This is a genomic window from Streptomyces sp. NPDC004610, from assembly GCF_040609715.1.
Lineage (GTDB): Bacteria > Actinomycetota > Actinomycetes > Streptomycetales > Streptomycetaceae > Streptomyces.
The window spans coordinates 32,012-47,066 of record NZ_JBEXLA010000013.1 but is presented as its reverse complement, the minus strand read 5'-3'; the positions used below and the strand labels follow the sequence as shown (position 1 = coordinate 47,066).

General features: G+C 70.7%; 12 protein-coding genes and 1 tRNA gene. 6 read left to right on the top strand and 7 right to left on the bottom strand.

Going from position 1 to position 15,055, the window contains the following annotated elements; translation table 11 throughout:
- Positions 1-182: 182 nt before the first annotated feature.
- Both ABZX40_RS16660 and ABZX40_RS16655 read right to left on the bottom strand, forming a co-directional pair.
- Positions 183-1,934 (bottom strand): SDR family oxidoreductase, encoded by a 1,752-nt coding sequence (locus ABZX40_RS16660; RefSeq protein WP_355739279.1) that lies wholly within the window; start codon positions 1,932-1,934, stop codon positions 183-185.
- Between the two features lie 182 nt (positions 1,935-2,116).
- Positions 2,117-2,986: a M24 family metallopeptidase gene (locus tag ABZX40_RS16655; RefSeq protein WP_355738979.1), complete on the bottom strand. Its 870-nt coding sequence runs from the start codon at positions 2,984-2,986 to the stop codon at positions 2,117-2,119.
- A 349-nt stretch (positions 2,987-3,335) separates the two neighbouring features.
- Here ABZX40_RS16655 and ABZX40_RS16650 point away from each other — a divergent pair, with 349 nt between their 5' ends.
- The 6 genes from ABZX40_RS16650 to ABZX40_RS16625 all read left to right on the top strand — a co-directional run bounded on the left by ABZX40_RS16650 (position 3,336) and on the right by ABZX40_RS16625 (position 7,801).
- Positions 3,336-4,421, top strand: a complete 1,086-nt coding sequence (locus ABZX40_RS16650) for an ABC transporter ATP-binding protein (protein WP_355739276.1) — start codon at positions 3,336-3,338, stop codon at positions 4,419-4,421.
- Positions 4,411-5,319: an ABC transporter permease gene (locus tag ABZX40_RS16645; RefSeq protein ID WP_355738977.1), complete on the top strand. Its 909-nt coding sequence runs from the start codon at positions 4,411-4,413 to the stop codon at positions 5,317-5,319. Before ABZX40_RS16650 ends, ABZX40_RS16645 begins: the two co-directional genes overlap by 11 nt.
- Positions 5,316-6,227, top strand: coding sequence for an ABC transporter ATP-binding protein (locus tag ABZX40_RS16640; protein WP_355738974.1), 912 nt, complete (start codon positions 5,316-5,318; stop codon positions 6,225-6,227). Before ABZX40_RS16645 ends, ABZX40_RS16640 begins: the two co-directional genes overlap by 4 nt.
- An 11-nt stretch (positions 6,228-6,238) precedes the next feature.
- The gene (locus ABZX40_RS16635) at positions 6,239-6,958 is read left to right on the top strand and encodes an ABC transporter permease (protein ID WP_355738971.1); all 720 of its coding nucleotides are present in this window, start codon (positions 6,239-6,241) and stop codon (positions 6,956-6,958) included.
- Between the two features lie 208 nt (positions 6,959-7,166).
- A complete protein-coding gene (locus tag ABZX40_RS16630) occupies positions 7,167-7,403 on the top strand; it encodes a hypothetical protein (protein ID WP_355738969.1) in 237 nt (78 codons plus the stop codon).
- A gap of 310 nt (positions 7,404-7,713) precedes the next feature.
- Positions 7,714-7,801, top strand: a tRNA-Ser gene (locus ABZX40_RS16625).
- Positions 7,802-7,847: 46 nt separating this feature from the next.
- On the opposite strand, the gene ABZX40_RS16620 is transcribed toward ABZX40_RS16625, so the two are convergent.
- The 5 genes from ABZX40_RS16620 to ABZX40_RS16600 all read right to left on the bottom strand — a co-directional run bounded on the left by ABZX40_RS16620 (position 7,848) and on the right by ABZX40_RS16600 (position 15,051).
- Complete coding sequence (locus ABZX40_RS16620) at positions 7,848-8,660, bottom strand: HAD family hydrolase (RefSeq protein ID WP_355738967.1); 813 nt, start codon at positions 8,658-8,660, stop codon at positions 7,848-7,850.
- On the bottom strand, positions 8,657-9,934 hold the full coding sequence (serS, locus tag ABZX40_RS16615; RefSeq protein ID WP_355738964.1) for a serine--tRNA ligase: 1,278 nt from the start codon (positions 9,932-9,934) through the stop codon (positions 8,657-8,659). The genes ABZX40_RS16620 and serS overlap by 4 nt, the downstream gene beginning before the upstream one ends.
- A 640-nt stretch (positions 9,935-10,574) precedes the next feature.
- Positions 10,575-11,507 (bottom strand): prephenate dehydratase, encoded by a 933-nt coding sequence (pheA, locus tag ABZX40_RS16610; RefSeq protein WP_355738961.1) that lies wholly within the window; start codon positions 11,505-11,507, stop codon positions 10,575-10,577.
- Between the two features lie 111 nt (positions 11,508-11,618).
- Positions 11,619-13,028, bottom strand: coding sequence for an iron uptake transporter deferrochelatase/peroxidase subunit (gene efeB / locus ABZX40_RS16605; protein ID WP_355738958.1), 1,410 nt, complete (start codon positions 13,026-13,028; stop codon positions 11,619-11,621).
- A gap of 7 nt (positions 13,029-13,035) precedes the next feature.
- Positions 13,036-15,051, bottom strand: coding sequence for a copper resistance protein CopC (locus ABZX40_RS16600; protein ID WP_355738955.1), 2,016 nt, complete (start codon positions 15,049-15,051; stop codon positions 13,036-13,038).
- Between the last annotated feature and the right edge of the window lie 4 nt (positions 15,052-15,055).

Genomic DNA, 15,055 nt, shown 5'->3' with positions numbered 1-15,055 from the left:
AATCACGCATATGATTTTTACGGCCCAGGTTTGATCCACAACCAACAGTAGTTTTCCACAGGGGAATTGGTGATTCTGTGGACAACTGCCCTTCGGTTTTAGGGTCTTTCGCGAAAAAGGGTTGGCTGTAGGTGATTTGGTGAACGCACAGGTTCCGGCCAGGACTTAATCAACTCCCCTCCCTACACCGGAGGTTCCACCCGGGCCAGCGCGCGCAGCGCCCCCGGCAGGAAGCGGGACAGCAGCCGTGCCCCGCGCGCCTCGGGCGTCACGGCAATCACCGCCTCATTGCGCACCACGGCCCGCAGAATCGCGTCCGCGACCTTCTCCGGCGGGTAGTTGCGCATTCCGTACAGCCGCGCGGAGCGCTTCCGGCGTCGCTTCTCCTCCTCCGCGTCGACGCCCGCGAAACGGGCCGTGGAGGTGATGTTGGTGTTGACCAGGCCGGGGCAGACGGCGGTGACTCCGATGTCCTGACCGGCGAGTTCGGCGCGCAGACACTCGCTGAGCATCAGGACGGCCGCCTTGGTGGTGCTGTAGGCGGGCAGCGCCCTGGACGGCTGATAGGCCGCCGCCGAGGCGATGTTGACGATCTGGCCGCCCTGCCCGCGCTCGGCCATCTGGCGTCCGAACAGCCGACAGCCGTGGATCACTCCCCAGAGATTGACGTCCAGCACCTGGCGCCAGTCGTCGGTGGTGGTGTCGAAGAACGAACCGGACAGCCCTATACCGGCGTTGTTCACCAGGACGTCCACCACGCCGTACTCCGTGGCGACCTTCTCCGCGAGCTTCTCCATGGCCTCCTCGTCGGAGACGTCCACGGTCTCCGGCCAGGCGTCGGGGGCGCCGATCAGCCGGGCCATCTCGGCGGTCCTGGCGGCCGTTTCACCGTCCCGGTCGACCGCGACCACCCGTGCCCCGGCCTCCGCGAACGCGAACGCCGTGGCCCGCCCTATGCCGCTGCCCGCGCCCGTGACCAGCACCAACTGCCCGCCGAACCGGTCGGCATGGCGGCCGGTGGCGGTCCGTGGCTCGGGCCTGCCGCCCTCGACGCCGCTGATGAACTCCTCGATCCAGGCGGCGACCTGCTCCGGCCGGGTGCGCGGGATCCAGTGCCGGGCGGGCAGGGTTCGACGGGTCAGCTGCGGAGCCCACCGTTCCAGATCGTCGTAGAGCCGCTCGGAGAGAAAGGCGTCGTCGAGGGGGGTGATGAGCTGCACGGGGGCGTGGGCGTAGGCGTCGGCGCGGGGACGGCTCAGACGGCGGCGAACGTTGTCGCGGTACAGCCAGGCGCCGTGCGCGGCGTCCTCGGGGAGCGAGGCGGTGGGGTAGCCGTCGCCGGAGACCCGCTCCAGCCGCTCCAGCATCCCGGGCCAGCGCCTGCCGAGCGGGCCGCGCCAGGCCAGCTCCGGGAGGGCCGGGGTGTGCAGCGCGTACACGTACCAGGACTTGGCGCCCTGGCTGAGGAGTTGTGCGGCGCGGCGCGGGGTGGGGCGCTTCAGACGGGTGCCGATCCAGTGGCCGAAGTGGTCCAGGGACGGGCCCGACAGGGAGGTGAAGGACGCGATCCGCCCCTCCGCGCGCTTGACCGTCACGAACTCCCAGGACTGCACCGAGCCCCAGTCGTGCCCCACCAGATGCACCGGCCGATCCGGACTGACCGCGTCCGCCACGGCCAGGAAGTCATCGGTCAGCTTCTCCAGGGTGAACCCACCGCGCAGCGGACGCGGGGCCGTCGACCGGCCATGGCCGCGGACGTCGTACAGCACCACATGGAAGCGGTCGGCGAGCCGGGCGGCGACCTTCGACCAGACCTCCTTGCTGTCCGGGTAGCCGTGCACCAGGACGACGGTCGGGGCCGCGCTGTCGCCCAGTTCGGCCACGCACAGCTCGACGCCGCCGGTCGCCACCAGGCGCTCCCGCGCGCCTTCCAGCCCGACCGTGTCCTTCGGGTCCTTCGGGTCCCTCAGGTCCTTCGGGTCCCTTGGGCCTCTCACATCCCTCGGGTCTCCCAGATCCCTCGGGTCTCCCGGGTCCCCCGGGTTCCCCACATCCCTCAGGTCTCCCGGGTCTCCCGGGTCCCCCGCATCCCTCCGGCCCATGTCATCCTGGTTGTTCATTTCTCCTCCGCCCAGCGCCGCACATGCGGCAGATCGTCGTCCAGCCAGAAGGCGCTCTCCTCGGGGTCCTTCGCGTCGGTGACCACGAGGATCTCCTCGAACTTGGCGCCGGTGCCGCGGAACCCGAGGTGCGGCTCGACCGCCCACAGCCCCGGCCGTGGCGGATGATCGGAGAAGCGGTACGGCGACCAGAGCGGTGACCAGCCCTCGCGGTGCCCGTGCAGGGCGTCGGCCGCGAGCCCCTTCAGGGACTGGGTGCCGAACCCGAAGACCTGCGGTGACCAGCGGCGTTGCTTCACCTGGTCCACCTTGTGGGCGATCACCCCGAACGGATAGGCGCGATGCCGGTTGGCATGGCCCTGGCGGACCAGCAGCCGGTCCACGTCCTCGTAGATCTCCCGCAGCGACCGCCGCTCCCGCACTTCCCGCAGAATCAGCTCCCGATGCGCCTCCAGGTCCGCCATCAGCCTGTCCTGCAACGGGTTCGGGCCGAGCGAGCCGGAGTAGCCGATATCGGCGGTGTACCCCTCGAACACCGGGGCCATGTCCAGGATGAACGGCATGCCGGGCTCCAGCGCCCGGTTCGTCGGGAAGAACTGGAGGGGGATCCGGAAGTTCACGAACGCCGTGCGGTCGCCGAACCAGGCGAACGGCAGATGGAACCAGTCCCGCACCCCGCGCTCGCGCAGCCACATGCGCTGCATCCGGGCCGCCTCACGCTCGGTCACCCCAGGCGCGAGCCGCGCGGCGACCGCCTCGGCGCACTCGTACGCCAGCCGCTGCACGGTACGGAAGCCACGCAGCCGGTCCGCGGTGTACCCGCCGGTCACCGCCGTCGTCCCCGTCATCCCGGTCGTCGTCGTCATTGCCATCGTCATCGTCATCGCCGTCGTCATCGCATCCCCGCCCCACCGGTCGCGGTACGTGGTCGTAACTTGACGTTGCCGAATCTCGCACTTGTTAGAGTCTGCGTCAATAAGGCGGGGGTCAGTCGGCTCTCCGGGGTTCCCCGGCCGACTCTGCGGGGGGTCCCCCGAGAGGCTTTCCGAACGCTCCCCCGAGACTCCTCCGAGAACCCCCGAGAAGTTCTCCGGGGGACCCGCACCCCCCTTCAGGGGGACCTTAAGGGTCCCGTACGACTCCAGGGTGAGGAGAAGACGGCTCTCCGGGTTGACGACCGGCGTGGCCCGCGTCACTACCGTTTTCCCTGTGACTGTGATCGCGACCGAAAGCCTGAGCAAGCGGTTCCCCCGGGTGACCGCTCTTGACCGGCTCTCCGTGGACGTCGGGCCCGGTGTGACCGGACTCGTCGGAGCCAATGGAGCCGGCAAGTCCACCCTGATCAAGATCCTGCTGGGTCTGTCCCCCGCCACGGAAGGCCGCGCCGAAGTGCTCGGCCTCGACGTCGCGACCAAGGGCGCCACCATCCGCGAGCGCGTCGGCTACATGCCGGAGCACGACTGCCTGCCGCCCGATGTCTCGGCCACCGAGTTCGTCGTGCACATGGCCCGGATGTCCGGCCTCCCGCCGACCGCCGCGCGCGAGCGCACCGCCGACACCCTGCGCCATGTCGGGCTCTACGAGGAGCGCTACCGCCCCATCGGCGGCTACTCGACGGGTATGAAGCAGCGCGTCAAACTCGCCCAGGCGCTGGTCCATGACCCGCAACTGGTCTTCCTCGACGAGCCGACCAACGGCCTCGACCCGGTCGGCCGCGACGAGATGCTCGGCCTGATCCGCCGGATCCACACCGATTTCGGCATCTCGGTCCTGGTCACCTCCCACCTCCTCGGCGAGCTGGAGCGCACCTGCGACCATGTGGTGGTGGTCGACGGCGGCAAGCTGCTGCGCTCCAGCTCCACCACCGACTTCACCCAGATCACCACCACCCTCGCCATCGAGGTCACCGACTCCGACACCCACCCGGACGGCACCCGCGCGATGCGCGAGGCCCTCCTCGCGCGCGGTATGGAGGTCCAGGCCGGCAGCGGACTGCCCGGCGCCGGGCACATACTGCTGCTCACCGCCCGCGGCGAGGAGACCTACGACCTGGTCCGCGACCTGGTGGCCGACCTGGGCCTCGGTCTGGTGCGCATGGAGCAGCGCCGCCATCACATCGCCGAGGTCTTCACCGACGAACCGGCCGCCGAGCCCGTCGGCCCGCCCGGCAGTGAGCCCGTCGGCCCGCCCGGCGGCGAGTCGGGCAGCCCGCCCGGCGGCGAGTCGGGCAGCCCGCCCGGCAGCAAGTCCGGCAGCGCGCCCGGCAGCGAGTCCAAGGAGGCCGTCGGCCATGGCCGTTGAGCACCCCGTCGCCCCCGCCCCGGGCGACCAGACCCGTATCCACAACATCGGATACCGCAACTACGACGGCCCCCGCCTCGGCCGCGCCTACGCCCGCCGGTCGCTGTACTCGCAGTCCCTGCGCGGCTCCTACGGCCTCGGCCGCTCGGTGAAGTCCAAGGTGCTGCCGATGCTGCTGTTCGTGGTGATGTGCGTGCCCGCGGCCATCATGGTCGCCGTCGCGGTCGCCACCAAGGCCAGCGAACTACCCGTGGACTACACCCGCTACGCCATCGTCATGCAGGCCGTGATCAGCCTGTTCGTCGCCTCGCAGGCACCCCAGTCGGTCTCGCGCGACCTGCGCTTCAAGACCGTTCCGCTCTACTTCTCGCGGCCGATCGAGACCTCCGACTACGTCCGCGCCAAGTTCGCCGCGCTGGCCTCCGCGCTGTTCATCCTGACCGCCGCCCCGCTGCTGGTGCTCTACCTCGGCGCGCTGCTGTCCGAGCTGGACTTCGCCGACCAGACCAAGGGATTCGCCCAGGGACTCGTCTCCGTGGCTCTGCTCTCACTGCTCTTCGCCGGCCTCGGCCTGGTCATCGCGGCGGTCACCCCGCGCCGCGGCTTCGGCATCGCCGCCGTCATCGCCGTCCTCACCATCTCCTACGGCGCGGTCTCCACGCTCCAGTCGATCGCCGAGGTGCAGGGCAGCGAGAGCGCCGTGCCCTGGATCGGCCTGTTCTCGCCGATCACCCTGATCGACGGGGTGCAGACCGCGTTCCTGGGCGCCGGATCGGCGTTCCCCGGCGGCAACGGCCCCTCGGCCGCCGAGGGCGTGGTCTTCGTCCTGGTCGCGCTGGGCTTCATCGCCGCCTGCTACGGCCTCCTGATGCGCCGCTACCGAAAGGTCGGACTGTGACCACCCTCTCCATCGACCATGTCTCCCGCTGGTTCGGCAATGTGGTCGCGGTCAACGACATCACCATGACCATCGGCCCCGGCGTCACCGGCCTGCTCGGCCCCAACGGCGCCGGAAAGTCCACCCTCATCAATATGATGGGCGGCTTCCTCGCCCCCTCCACCGGCACGGTCACCCTCGACGGCCGGCCCGTCTGGCGCAACGAGCAGATCTACCGGCACATCGGCGTCGTCCCCGAGCGCGAGGCGATGTACGACTTCCTCACCGGCCGCGAGTTCGTCGTCGCCAACGCCGAACTGCACGGCCTGGGCGACCGGGAGGCGCGGAAGGCGCTGGCCACGGTCGAGATGGAGTATGCCCAGGACCGCAGGATCGCCACCTACTCCAAGGGCATGCGCCAGCGGGTGAAGATGGCGTCCGCCCTGGTCCATGAGCCCTCGCTGCTGCTGCTCGACGAACCCTTCAACGGCATGGACCCCCGCCAGCGCATGCAGCTGATGGACCTGCTCCGCAGAATGGGCGACGAGGGCCGCACGGTGCTGTTCTCCTCCCACATCCTCGAAGAGGTCGAGCAGCTCGCCTGGCACATCGAGGTCGTGGTCGCCGGACGACACGCGGCCAGCGGTGACTTCCGCAAGATCCGCCGGCTGATGACCGACCGGCCGCACCGCTATCTGGTCCGCTCCAGCGACGACCGCGCGCTGGCCGCCGCCCTGATCGCCGACCCGTCCACCTCCGGGATCGAGGTCGACCACGCCGAGGACGCGCTGCGCATCCAGGCCGTCGACTTCGGCCGGTTCACCACCCTGCTGCCGCGGGTGGCCCGCGACCACGGCATCCGGCTGCTCACGGTCTCGCCGTCCGACGAGTCCCTCGAATCCGTCTTCTCGTATCTCGTCGCGGCGTAGGAGGCCGAACAATGTACGACCCCACAGTCGCCCGGCTCACCTACCGGGCCCTGCTCGGCCGGCGCCGCGCCCTGATCCTCGGCGCGCTGCCGATGCTGCTGATCGTGATCGCGGTCATCGTGCGCGCCTTGGTCGGCGCGGACGACCAGACCTCGTCCGATCTCCTCGGCGGGCTGGCGCTGGCCACGATGGTGCCGATCATCGGTGTCATCGCCGGAACCGGCGCCATCGGCCCGGAGATCGACGACGGCTCGGTGGTGTACCTGCTGTCCAAGCCACTGAAGCGGCCGACGATCATCTTCACCAAGCTGATCGTGGCCATCGCCGTGACCATGGTCTTCTCGGCCCTGCCGACCCTGATCGCCGGATTCATCCTCAACGGCAACGGCCAGCAGATCGCCGTCGCCTACACGGTGGCCGCGCTGGTCGCCTCCATCGCGTACGCGGCGATGTTCCTGCTGCTGGGCACGGTCTCACGGCACGCGGTGGTGTTCGGGCTGGTCTACGCGCTGGTCTGGGAGGCGCTGTTCGGCTCCCTGGTGCCCGGCGCGCGCACCCTGAGCGTCCAGCAGTGGTCGCTGGCCGTGGCCCAGAAGGTCTCCGGCAATGAGCTGGTCACCTCGGATGTCGGCCTGACCACGGCGACGATCCTGCTGGTCGCGGTGACCGTTCTGGCCACCTGGTACGCCGGGCAGAAGCTGCGCACGCTGACGCTGGCCGGGGAGGAGTGAGACATCCGCCGGTCGGCGGACGCCGCGGGTGCGGCCCTCGTTCATCACCGTTCACAAGGGTTCTTGACGGGGGCTTCACCGGCAGCGGGGCACACTGGCGGAACGGGACGCAGGCGATGCGTCCCGAGAAATGACGGCCGGGCGCCGGTGGCGCGTCGCCGTCGGACACCGGAATCCACGGGGGAACGCGGGTCGGGAAGGAACGGGGATGGCAGACAAGACGCCGGCCACCGGTGGCCGTGACGAGGGGGACTGGGACGGCGACCTGGTCCTGGACGAGGAGTTCATACGCTCCGCGGAGACCTCCGAGCCGTCCGCCCGAGCCCGGATGCTGGCCGCCCGCTGGCGCCGTGAGAAGCCGGAGCCGCAGCCCTGGCGCTCGGACGAGCCGCCCGCGGGCTGGTTCTTCAGCAAGGCCCGCCGCCGCGGGTGGCGCCGCCGGTAGAGCGGCCGGTGGCGGGGCGGCCGGCAGCCGGGCGCGGGCGGACCGCCCGTGCTAATTCGGTGGCGGTCAGCCCTCGCGCGCGGGCACAGTGAAGATGTCCACGACGCCGGATCGGACCGGCGTGACGAGCGGGGAGGGGAGTGGGGCGATGTCGATGCACGACAGTACGTCCGGCTCCCGTCAGGGTGGCCCGCGGCGGACTCCGGAGTAGTTACGCCTCCGTCGAGTCCGGCCGTTGAGGAGTCACCCGGGGCGGTCGCTTCGAGCACGTGACGCCCCGGCGCGGGCGCTTCACGTGGACCGCCCTCCCGGAGGATTGGCCGAGTGGTAAGGCACGGGTCTGCTACGCCCAGGTCGGGTCCTGAAGGCCCGCGCACGTTCGAATCGTGCATCCTCCGCGCTGGAGTACCGACAGAAGAACGCCACTGACGCGGACGCGGTCCGTCAGCCCAGCAGCCGTTCCAGCACCACCGCGATGCCGTCCTCGTCGTTCGCGGTGGTCACCTCATCGGCGACCGCCTTCAGCTCGGCATGGGCGTTGGCCATGGCGACACCGTGCGCCGCCCACCCGAACATCGGCACATCGTTGGGCATGTCGCCGAACGCGATGGTGTCGGCCGACTTGAGGCCGAGCCGACGGGCGGCGAGCGAGAGCCCGGTGGCCTTGGACAGCCCGAGGGGGAGGAGTTCGACGATCCCCTCACCGGCCATGGCGACAGTGACGAAACCACCGGCGGCCCGGCGGGCGGCCTCGGCGAGCGCGTCGTCGGAGAGCGTCGGGTGCTGTATGTAGATCTTGTTGAGCGGGGCGGTCCAGAGATCGGACGCGTCCGTGAAGGGGACGGCGGGCAGGGTGCCCTGGAGCGCGTAGCCGGGGCCGACCAGTACATCGCCGTCCAGGCCGTCCCGGCTCGCGGCCAGGAACAGCGGGCCGGTCTCCGCCTCGATCTTCGCCAGCGCGAGGGCCGCGAGCTGCCGGTCCAGGGTGACCGAGGTGAGCAGCCGGTGCTCCCCGGCGTGGTACACCTGCCCGCCCTGGCCGCAGACGGCGAGGCCCTGGTAGTCGAGGTCGTCGAGGATGGAGCGGGTCCAGGGGACCGCGCGGCCGGTGACGACGATGTGCGCGGCGCCCGCCGCGGTGATGGCGGCGAGGGCGTCACGGGTGCGCGGGGAGACCGACCCGTCGGAGCGCAGAAGCGTTCCGTCCAGGTCGGTCGCGATCAGCCGGTAGGCCAGGCCCAGGCCCTCCGCGCTCACTTGGCCACCGGTTCCAGGACTTCCCGCCCGCCCAGGTACGGGCGCAGCACCTCGGGGACCCGGACCGAGCCGTCGGCCTGCTGGTGGTTCTCCAGGATCGCCACGATCGTGCGCGGTACGGCGCACAGGGTGCCGTTGAGGGTGGCCAGCGGGCGGACGGTCTTGCCGTCACGCATCCGGATGGCGAGGCGGCGGGACTGGAACTCGGTGCAGTCCGACGTCGAGGTCAGCTCGCGGTACTTGCCCTGCGTCGGGATCCACGCCTCGCAGTCGAACTTGCGCGAGGCCGAGGAGCCGAGGTCGCCGGAGGCCACGTCGATCACCCGGAACGGCAGCTCCAGGGCGGTCAGCCACTGCTTCTCCCACTCCAGCAGCCGCTGGTGCTCGGCCTGGGAGTCCTCCGGGGCGACATACGAGAACATCTCGACCTTGTCGAACTGGTGGACGCGGAAGATGCCCCGGGTGTCCTTGCCGTGCGAGCCGGCCTCGCGGCGGAAGCACGGGGAGAACCCGGCGTAGCGCAGCGGGAGGCGGTCGGCGTCGAGGATCTCGTCCATGTGGTAGGCGGCGAGCGGGACCTCGGAGGTGCCGACCAGATAGAGGTCGTCCTTGTCGAGGTGGTAGACGTCCTGCGAGGCCTGGCCGAGGAAGCCGGTGCCCGCCATCGACTGGGGGCGGACCAGGGCCGGGGTCAGCATCGGGGTGAAGCCGGCCGCCGTGGCCTGGGCGATCGCCGCGTTGACCAGGGCCAGCTCCAGCAGGGCGCCGACGCCGGTGAGGAAGTAGAAGCGGGAGCCGGAGACCTTGGCGCCGCGCTCGACGTCGATCGCGCCGAGGAGGGTGCCCAGCTCCAGATGGTCCCGGGGGGTGAAGCCCTCTGCGGCGAAGTCGCGGTGCGTGCCGTGCGTCTCCAGGGTGACGAAGTCCTCCTCGCCGCCGACAGGGACGTCGGGGTGGATGAGATTGCCCAGCCGGGCGAGGAGTTCCTGGGTCTCGGTGACGGCCGCGTCGCGCTCGGCGTCGGCGGCCTTGACATCGGCGGCGAGTTGGCCGGCCTGCTTCAGCAGCGCGGCCTTCTCGTCGGCGGTGGCCTTGGGGATCAGCTTGCCGAGCTGCTTCTGCTCGGCGCGCAGCTCGTCGAAGCGCACGCCGGAGGACCTGCGCCGCTCGTCGGCGGAGAGGAGGGAGTCGACGAGGGCGACATCCTCTCCACGGGCGCGCTGGGACGCGCGCACACGGTCGGGGTCCTCACGGAGCAGGCGAAGGTCAATCACGCGCCCCAGGCTACCGGTGAGCGAGGAGCGCCCACGACTCATAAAGGGGTGGTGCGGCTTACATAGGGTTATGGGGGAATTGCCGCATGTGTCAAGAAAGATCTGCCGGATCCCTGGAACGGGGGAGCCGGGCGGCGGCCGGTTGACCGGAATTCCTTGTGGAGAAAGGGACTTGGGGGTTCGGTTGTCCACAGTGATCCACACCCTCCGAAGAGTTATCCACAGGCTGTGCGGAAGATCTGTGGACATCGGAATTGATCACTTCGAAGGTCGTGATCAACAACGGGAATTCCCTGCTGAAACCTCCCTTAAGCCCACGTTCGAGTGGAAATGAGTAACTCTCAAGAGTTGCCCGAGGGAAAACAGTGGACGAAGGGTGATGCGCGCGCCGGTGGACAGGGTGGGGGTGAGTAGAGCGATTTGTCGACCAGGTTCCGGCGCCGTGTCGACTTGTCCCCAGGTCGAGAAGCCCACCTGTGGATAACTTCTGTGGATAACGAAAATCAGCAGGTAGGACCGGTGTGGCGGACGTGGTGAGAGTGGCGGGTGTGACAGCTGTGACAGGTGTGGCGGGTGTGACGGACGGGATCACCGAGGTGAGGGGGAGGAGAGGAGGAAAGACGGGAACCCCGGAACCCCTCTAGAACCGTCCGTCCTGGCAGCGCGCCACCCAGTCCGCCGCCGTCACGAACTCCTCGTCCGACGTCCCGATCAGCGGCGGCCGGACATCCGCCGTCGTCGCATCCGCACGCGGGTACGAGCCCAGGAACCGCACCTCGTGGCAGATCCGCTTCAGCCCCATCAGGGCCTCGGCCACCCGCCGGTCGGAGATATGGCCCTCGGCGTCCACACAGAAGCAGTAATTGCCGATTCCGGCGCCGGTCGGACGGGACTGGAGCAGCATCAGGTTGATGCCCCGGGTGGCGAACTCGCCGAGCAGATCGCGCAGCCCGCCCGGGTGGTCGTCGCGCTGCCAGAGCACCACCGATGTCTTGTCCGCGCCGGTCGGTGCCGCGGGCCGGGCCGGGCGGCCCACCAGCACGAAACGGGTCTGCGCGTTCTCCGCGTCGTGGATCCCGGTCTCCAGCGCCTCCAGCCCGTAGCGGGCGGCGGCGAACTCGCCGGCGAAGGCGGCGTCGTACTGCCCCTCCTGGACCAGCCGGGCCGCGTCCGCGTTCGACGCGGCCGACTCCCAGTCGGCGTCCGGGAGGTTGCGGCGGAGCCAGTTGCGCACCTGCGGCTGGGCGGCGGGGTGCGCGGAGACCGTCTTGATGTCCGCCAGCTTCGTACCGGGCCGGACCAGCAGCGCGAAGGTGATCGACAGCAGCACCTCGCGGTAGATCGTCAGCGGGGCGCCCGCGACCAGCTCGTCCAGGGTGGTGGTGATACCGCCCTCGACGGAGTTCTCGATCGGTACGAACGCGGCCTCGGCCTCCCCCGCGCGCACCGCGTCCAGCGCGGACTGGACGGACACGTAGGGGATCAGCTCCCGGGTGGCGGTCTCCGGAAGGGTGCGCAGGGCGACTTCGGTGAAGGTGCCCTCGGGACCGAGATACGCGTAGCTCGCTGGCATGGGTTCACCCTAATGGGCCTGGGGAGGCAGGTTTGACCTCTCCCACGGCGGGCCACTCTTAAGGGCTACCAGGCGGCCCCCCCGGTTCCTCACCGCACCCGGTTCCTCACCTCACCCCTCCAGCAGCCCCTCCCCCACATACCCCCCCTCCGCCGCGCCCCCCGGCACCGCGAACAGTCCGCTGCTCTCATGGCGGATGAAGGCCGACAGGGCGTCCCCGCGGTCCAGCTTCCGCTGCACCGGCACGAAACCGCGCAGCGGATCCGCCTGGAAGCACACGAACAGCAGCCCCGCGTCCGCCACCCCGTCCGCGTCGAAGCCGTCGTGGTACGAGAACGGCCGCCGCAGCATCGCCGCGCCCCCGTTCTGGTCGGGCCGGGTGATCCGGGCATGGGCGTTGATCGGCACCAGCAGATCGCCCCCGGCGTCGACCTTGTCCAGCTCCATCTCGGTGGTCTCGGTGCCGTCCGCGCCCGCCGACAGCGCCGCCCCGTCCGTCTTCCGCCGCCCGATGACGTCCTCCTGCTCCTTCACCGGGAGGCCCTCCCAGTCGTCCAGCAGCATCCGGATCCGGCGTACGACGGCATAGGTGCCGTCCGCCATCCACTCCGGGTCCTTGGTGGGCGCCGCCGGGACCCAGATCCGTTCGTCGAAGTCCGGCTCCGACGGCAGCGGATTGCGGGTGCCGTCGACCTGCCCCATGAGGTTGCGGGTGGTCATGGGGTGGGCGGTGGCGCCGGGTGAGCGGTTGAAGCCGTTCATCTGCCAGCGGATCCGGGCGGCGCTGCCCGCGTCCTTCTGGATCGCGCGCAGGGCGTGGAAGGCGACCAGGGCGTCGTTGGCGCCGATCTGTACCCAGAGGTCGCCATTGCTGCGGGCCCTGTCGAGCCGGTCGGAGGAGAAGTCGGGGAGGGGGTCGAGGGCGACCGGGCGCTGTGATTCCAGTCCGGTGCGGGTGAAGAAGCTGTGGCCGAAGCCGAAGGTGACGGTGAGGGCGGACGGCCCGGCGTCCAGGGCCACGCCGGTGTCGTCCTGGGTGGCGGGCTCGCCCGCCATCAACCGCCGGGCGGTCTCCGACCAGCGGCGCAGCAGCGCGGTGGCCTCGCTCCGTCCCGCGCCGGGTGCCAGGTCGAAGGCGGCGAGATGACCCCGGGCGTGCATGGCCGTGGTGATGCCGGGCTGATGTTTCACGTGAAACTTCGCCTGCTCGGTGCCGACGGAGGTGAGCGGGGTGGCCCCGGCGGGGGCGGCGGCATAGCCGACGGCCCCGCCCGCCGCCGCCCCGAGCACCAGCCCGGTGGCTCCGGCGGTACCGAGCAGGGTTCGTCGGGAGATGCCGCCGCTGTCGCCGCCGTTGCCGATGTCGCTGCCGCTGTCCTGGGGCGGCACCGTCTTCTGCCGGGGGCGCGCCTTTTGCCGGGGGCGCGTTTCTTGCCCGGCCTGCGGAGCTGACTGCTCGCCGGTGGCCCGGCGGGTGGTGTCGTGGTCGGCCGTGTCGTCGGCCGCGGTGTGGTCGGGCATGTCCGTACTAGCCGATCTGCGCGTTCTTGGAGACGGTCACCTGGTCGATGTCGGAGGTCCGTACGGTCACCTCGACCTGCCATCCGCCCGCCATCGGGATCTGGACCCCGGCGGCCGACCAGTGGCCGGTGGTGATGTGGTCCGGGACGACGGGCAGCGGCCCGATGTCCTGGGCCTTCAGCGTGAAGGCCAGCTCGATCTCGGGGAGGTCGAAGGCGCGTCCGTTGGGCCGCTCGGCATACACATGCACCTCATTGGCGCCGACCCGCGCGGGATCGAGGTCGACCCGCACAAGCCCCTTGCCGTCCTCGCCGCCGGTGTCGAACGGCAGGTCCAGCGTCACCGCGCCGGTCGAGGCCGCCGGGGGGTCGGTGGCGGCGGGGGAGGCGGCGGACTCGGCGTCCAGTTCCGTACGACCCGGTTCGGTCGAGGTCAGGACGGTGGTCACGGCGAGCAGGACGACCGCGACCCCGGCCTCGGCCAGCACCGAGCGGCGCAGCCCGAACCGGTTGGGGTCGGCGTCCCGCAGCCGCTTGCGGGTGGCCGTCTCGGCGGCGACCCGCTGCCGGGCGAGCTGCGCGGCCCGCTGGGGGTCGCCGGAGCCCTTGTTCTTGCCGGCCTTGTCCCGGCCCCCCTTGTCCTTGCCCTGCTCCTTCGCAGGGGAATCGGCGGCGGCGCCCACCGTCGCCTTCGCTTTCTCCTTCGCCGCCCGGGTCCCCGCCCGAGTCCCCGCCCGGGTTCCCGTCCCCGTCCCCGCCCCCGCCGTCTTCCGCTTCGCGCCGGAGGCGACCGTCACCTCCGCCAGCCGGGCCGTCCACCGCCGCGACAGCCAGGCGATCCCGACCAGCACCGCCACGAGACCCAGCTTGACCAGCAGCAACTGGCCGTAGCGGGTGTCGGTGAAGGCGGCCCAGGAGCCGAGCTGACGCCAGGACTGATAGACCCCGGTCACCACCAGGGCGACCACACTGCCGAAGGCGACCTGGGAGAAACGGCGGACGGCGGGAGCGTCGAGGGGCGTCTCGGCGGGCGCCCGGTACAGCGCGACCAGCAGCGTGCACAGCCCGCCGAGCCAGGCGGCGACGGCGAGCAGATGCAGGACGTCCACCGGCATCGCGATACCGGTCTGGATCCCGGTGGAGGCGTGCTCGGCCATTGCCCAGCTCGCCGCGAGCCCGGCGGCGACCACGACCCCGCCGACCGCCAGCCCGAAGGTCAGATCCCGCTTCTCGGCGTCCTCCCGCTTGTCGTACGCGCCGAAGAGCACGGCGATGAACAGCGCGGCGGCGGCGAGCAGCAGCAGCCGGGAGACCAGCGCGGCACCGGTCTTGGTCTGGAGGACATCGCCGAGCAGATCCAGATCGACGATGTCCCCGACCTTGCCGGAGCCGGTGTACGAGCCGCGCAGCAGCAGCAGCCACAGCGTGGCGGCGGTCAGCGCGACCCATCCGGAGACCACCAGCCGCTGCACGGCCCGCACCCCGGACCCGCGCTGCCAGCAGGCCAGTACGAAGGCCGCGCCACCGGCCAGCACGATGAAACCGGCGTACGAGACGTACCGGCCGATGTCGTAGAGGGTGCCCACGACCCCGCCGCCGTTGTTCTGGTCGTCCACGGTGACCGAGGTCGCGGAGGGGGCGCCGATGGAGAAGGTGTAGGCACCGGCCACGGGATGGCTGTCGGCGGAGACGACCTGGTAGGTGACGGTGTAGGTGCCGTCGGGCAGCCCGGAGTGCAGCTTGAGGGTGTACGCGGTGTCGGTGGGGTTGGTGGGTGCGCCGGTGTCCGCGCGCTCACCCTTGGGGCCGAGGACGCGGATGCTGCCCTCGGGGGCGGAGACCGGCTCGGAGAAGGTCAGCGAGACCTGCGCCGGGGCCTGCTCGACCACCGCCCCCTGCTGGGGGTCGCTGCTGGTGAGCGCGGCATGGGCGGAGGCCGGTGCGGCGCCCAGGAAGAGCGCGCCGGTCACCGCCACGAGCAGCAGCACCAGGCTGCGCAGCCGGGGGGCGATGGACTGCGTCAAGGGT

What these genes read in the sequence shown, in the direction of transcription:
- ABZX40_RS16655 (WP_355738979.1), bottom strand. Translation starts at nt 2,986, where the DNA reads ATGACGACGACGACCGGGATGACGGGGACGACGGCGGTGACCGGCGGG.
- ABZX40_RS16645 (WP_355738977.1), top strand. Translation starts at nt 4,411, where the DNA reads ATGGCCGTTGAGCACCCCGTCGCCCCCGCCCCGGGCGACCAGACCCGT.
- ABZX40_RS16635 (WP_355738971.1), top strand. Translation starts at nt 6,239, where the DNA reads ATGTACGACCCCACAGTCGCCCGGCTCACCTACCGGGCCCTGCTCGGC.
- ABZX40_RS16630 (WP_355738969.1), top strand. Translation starts at nt 7,167, where the DNA reads ATGGCAGACAAGACGCCGGCCACCGGTGGCCGTGACGAGGGGGACTGG.
- pheA (WP_355738961.1), bottom strand. Translation starts at nt 11,507, where the DNA reads ATGCCAGCGAGCTACGCGTATCTCGGTCCCGAGGGCACCTTCACCGAA.
- efeB (WP_355738958.1), bottom strand. Translation starts at nt 13,028, where the DNA reads ATGCCCGACCACACCGCGGCCGACGACACGGCCGACCACGACACCACC.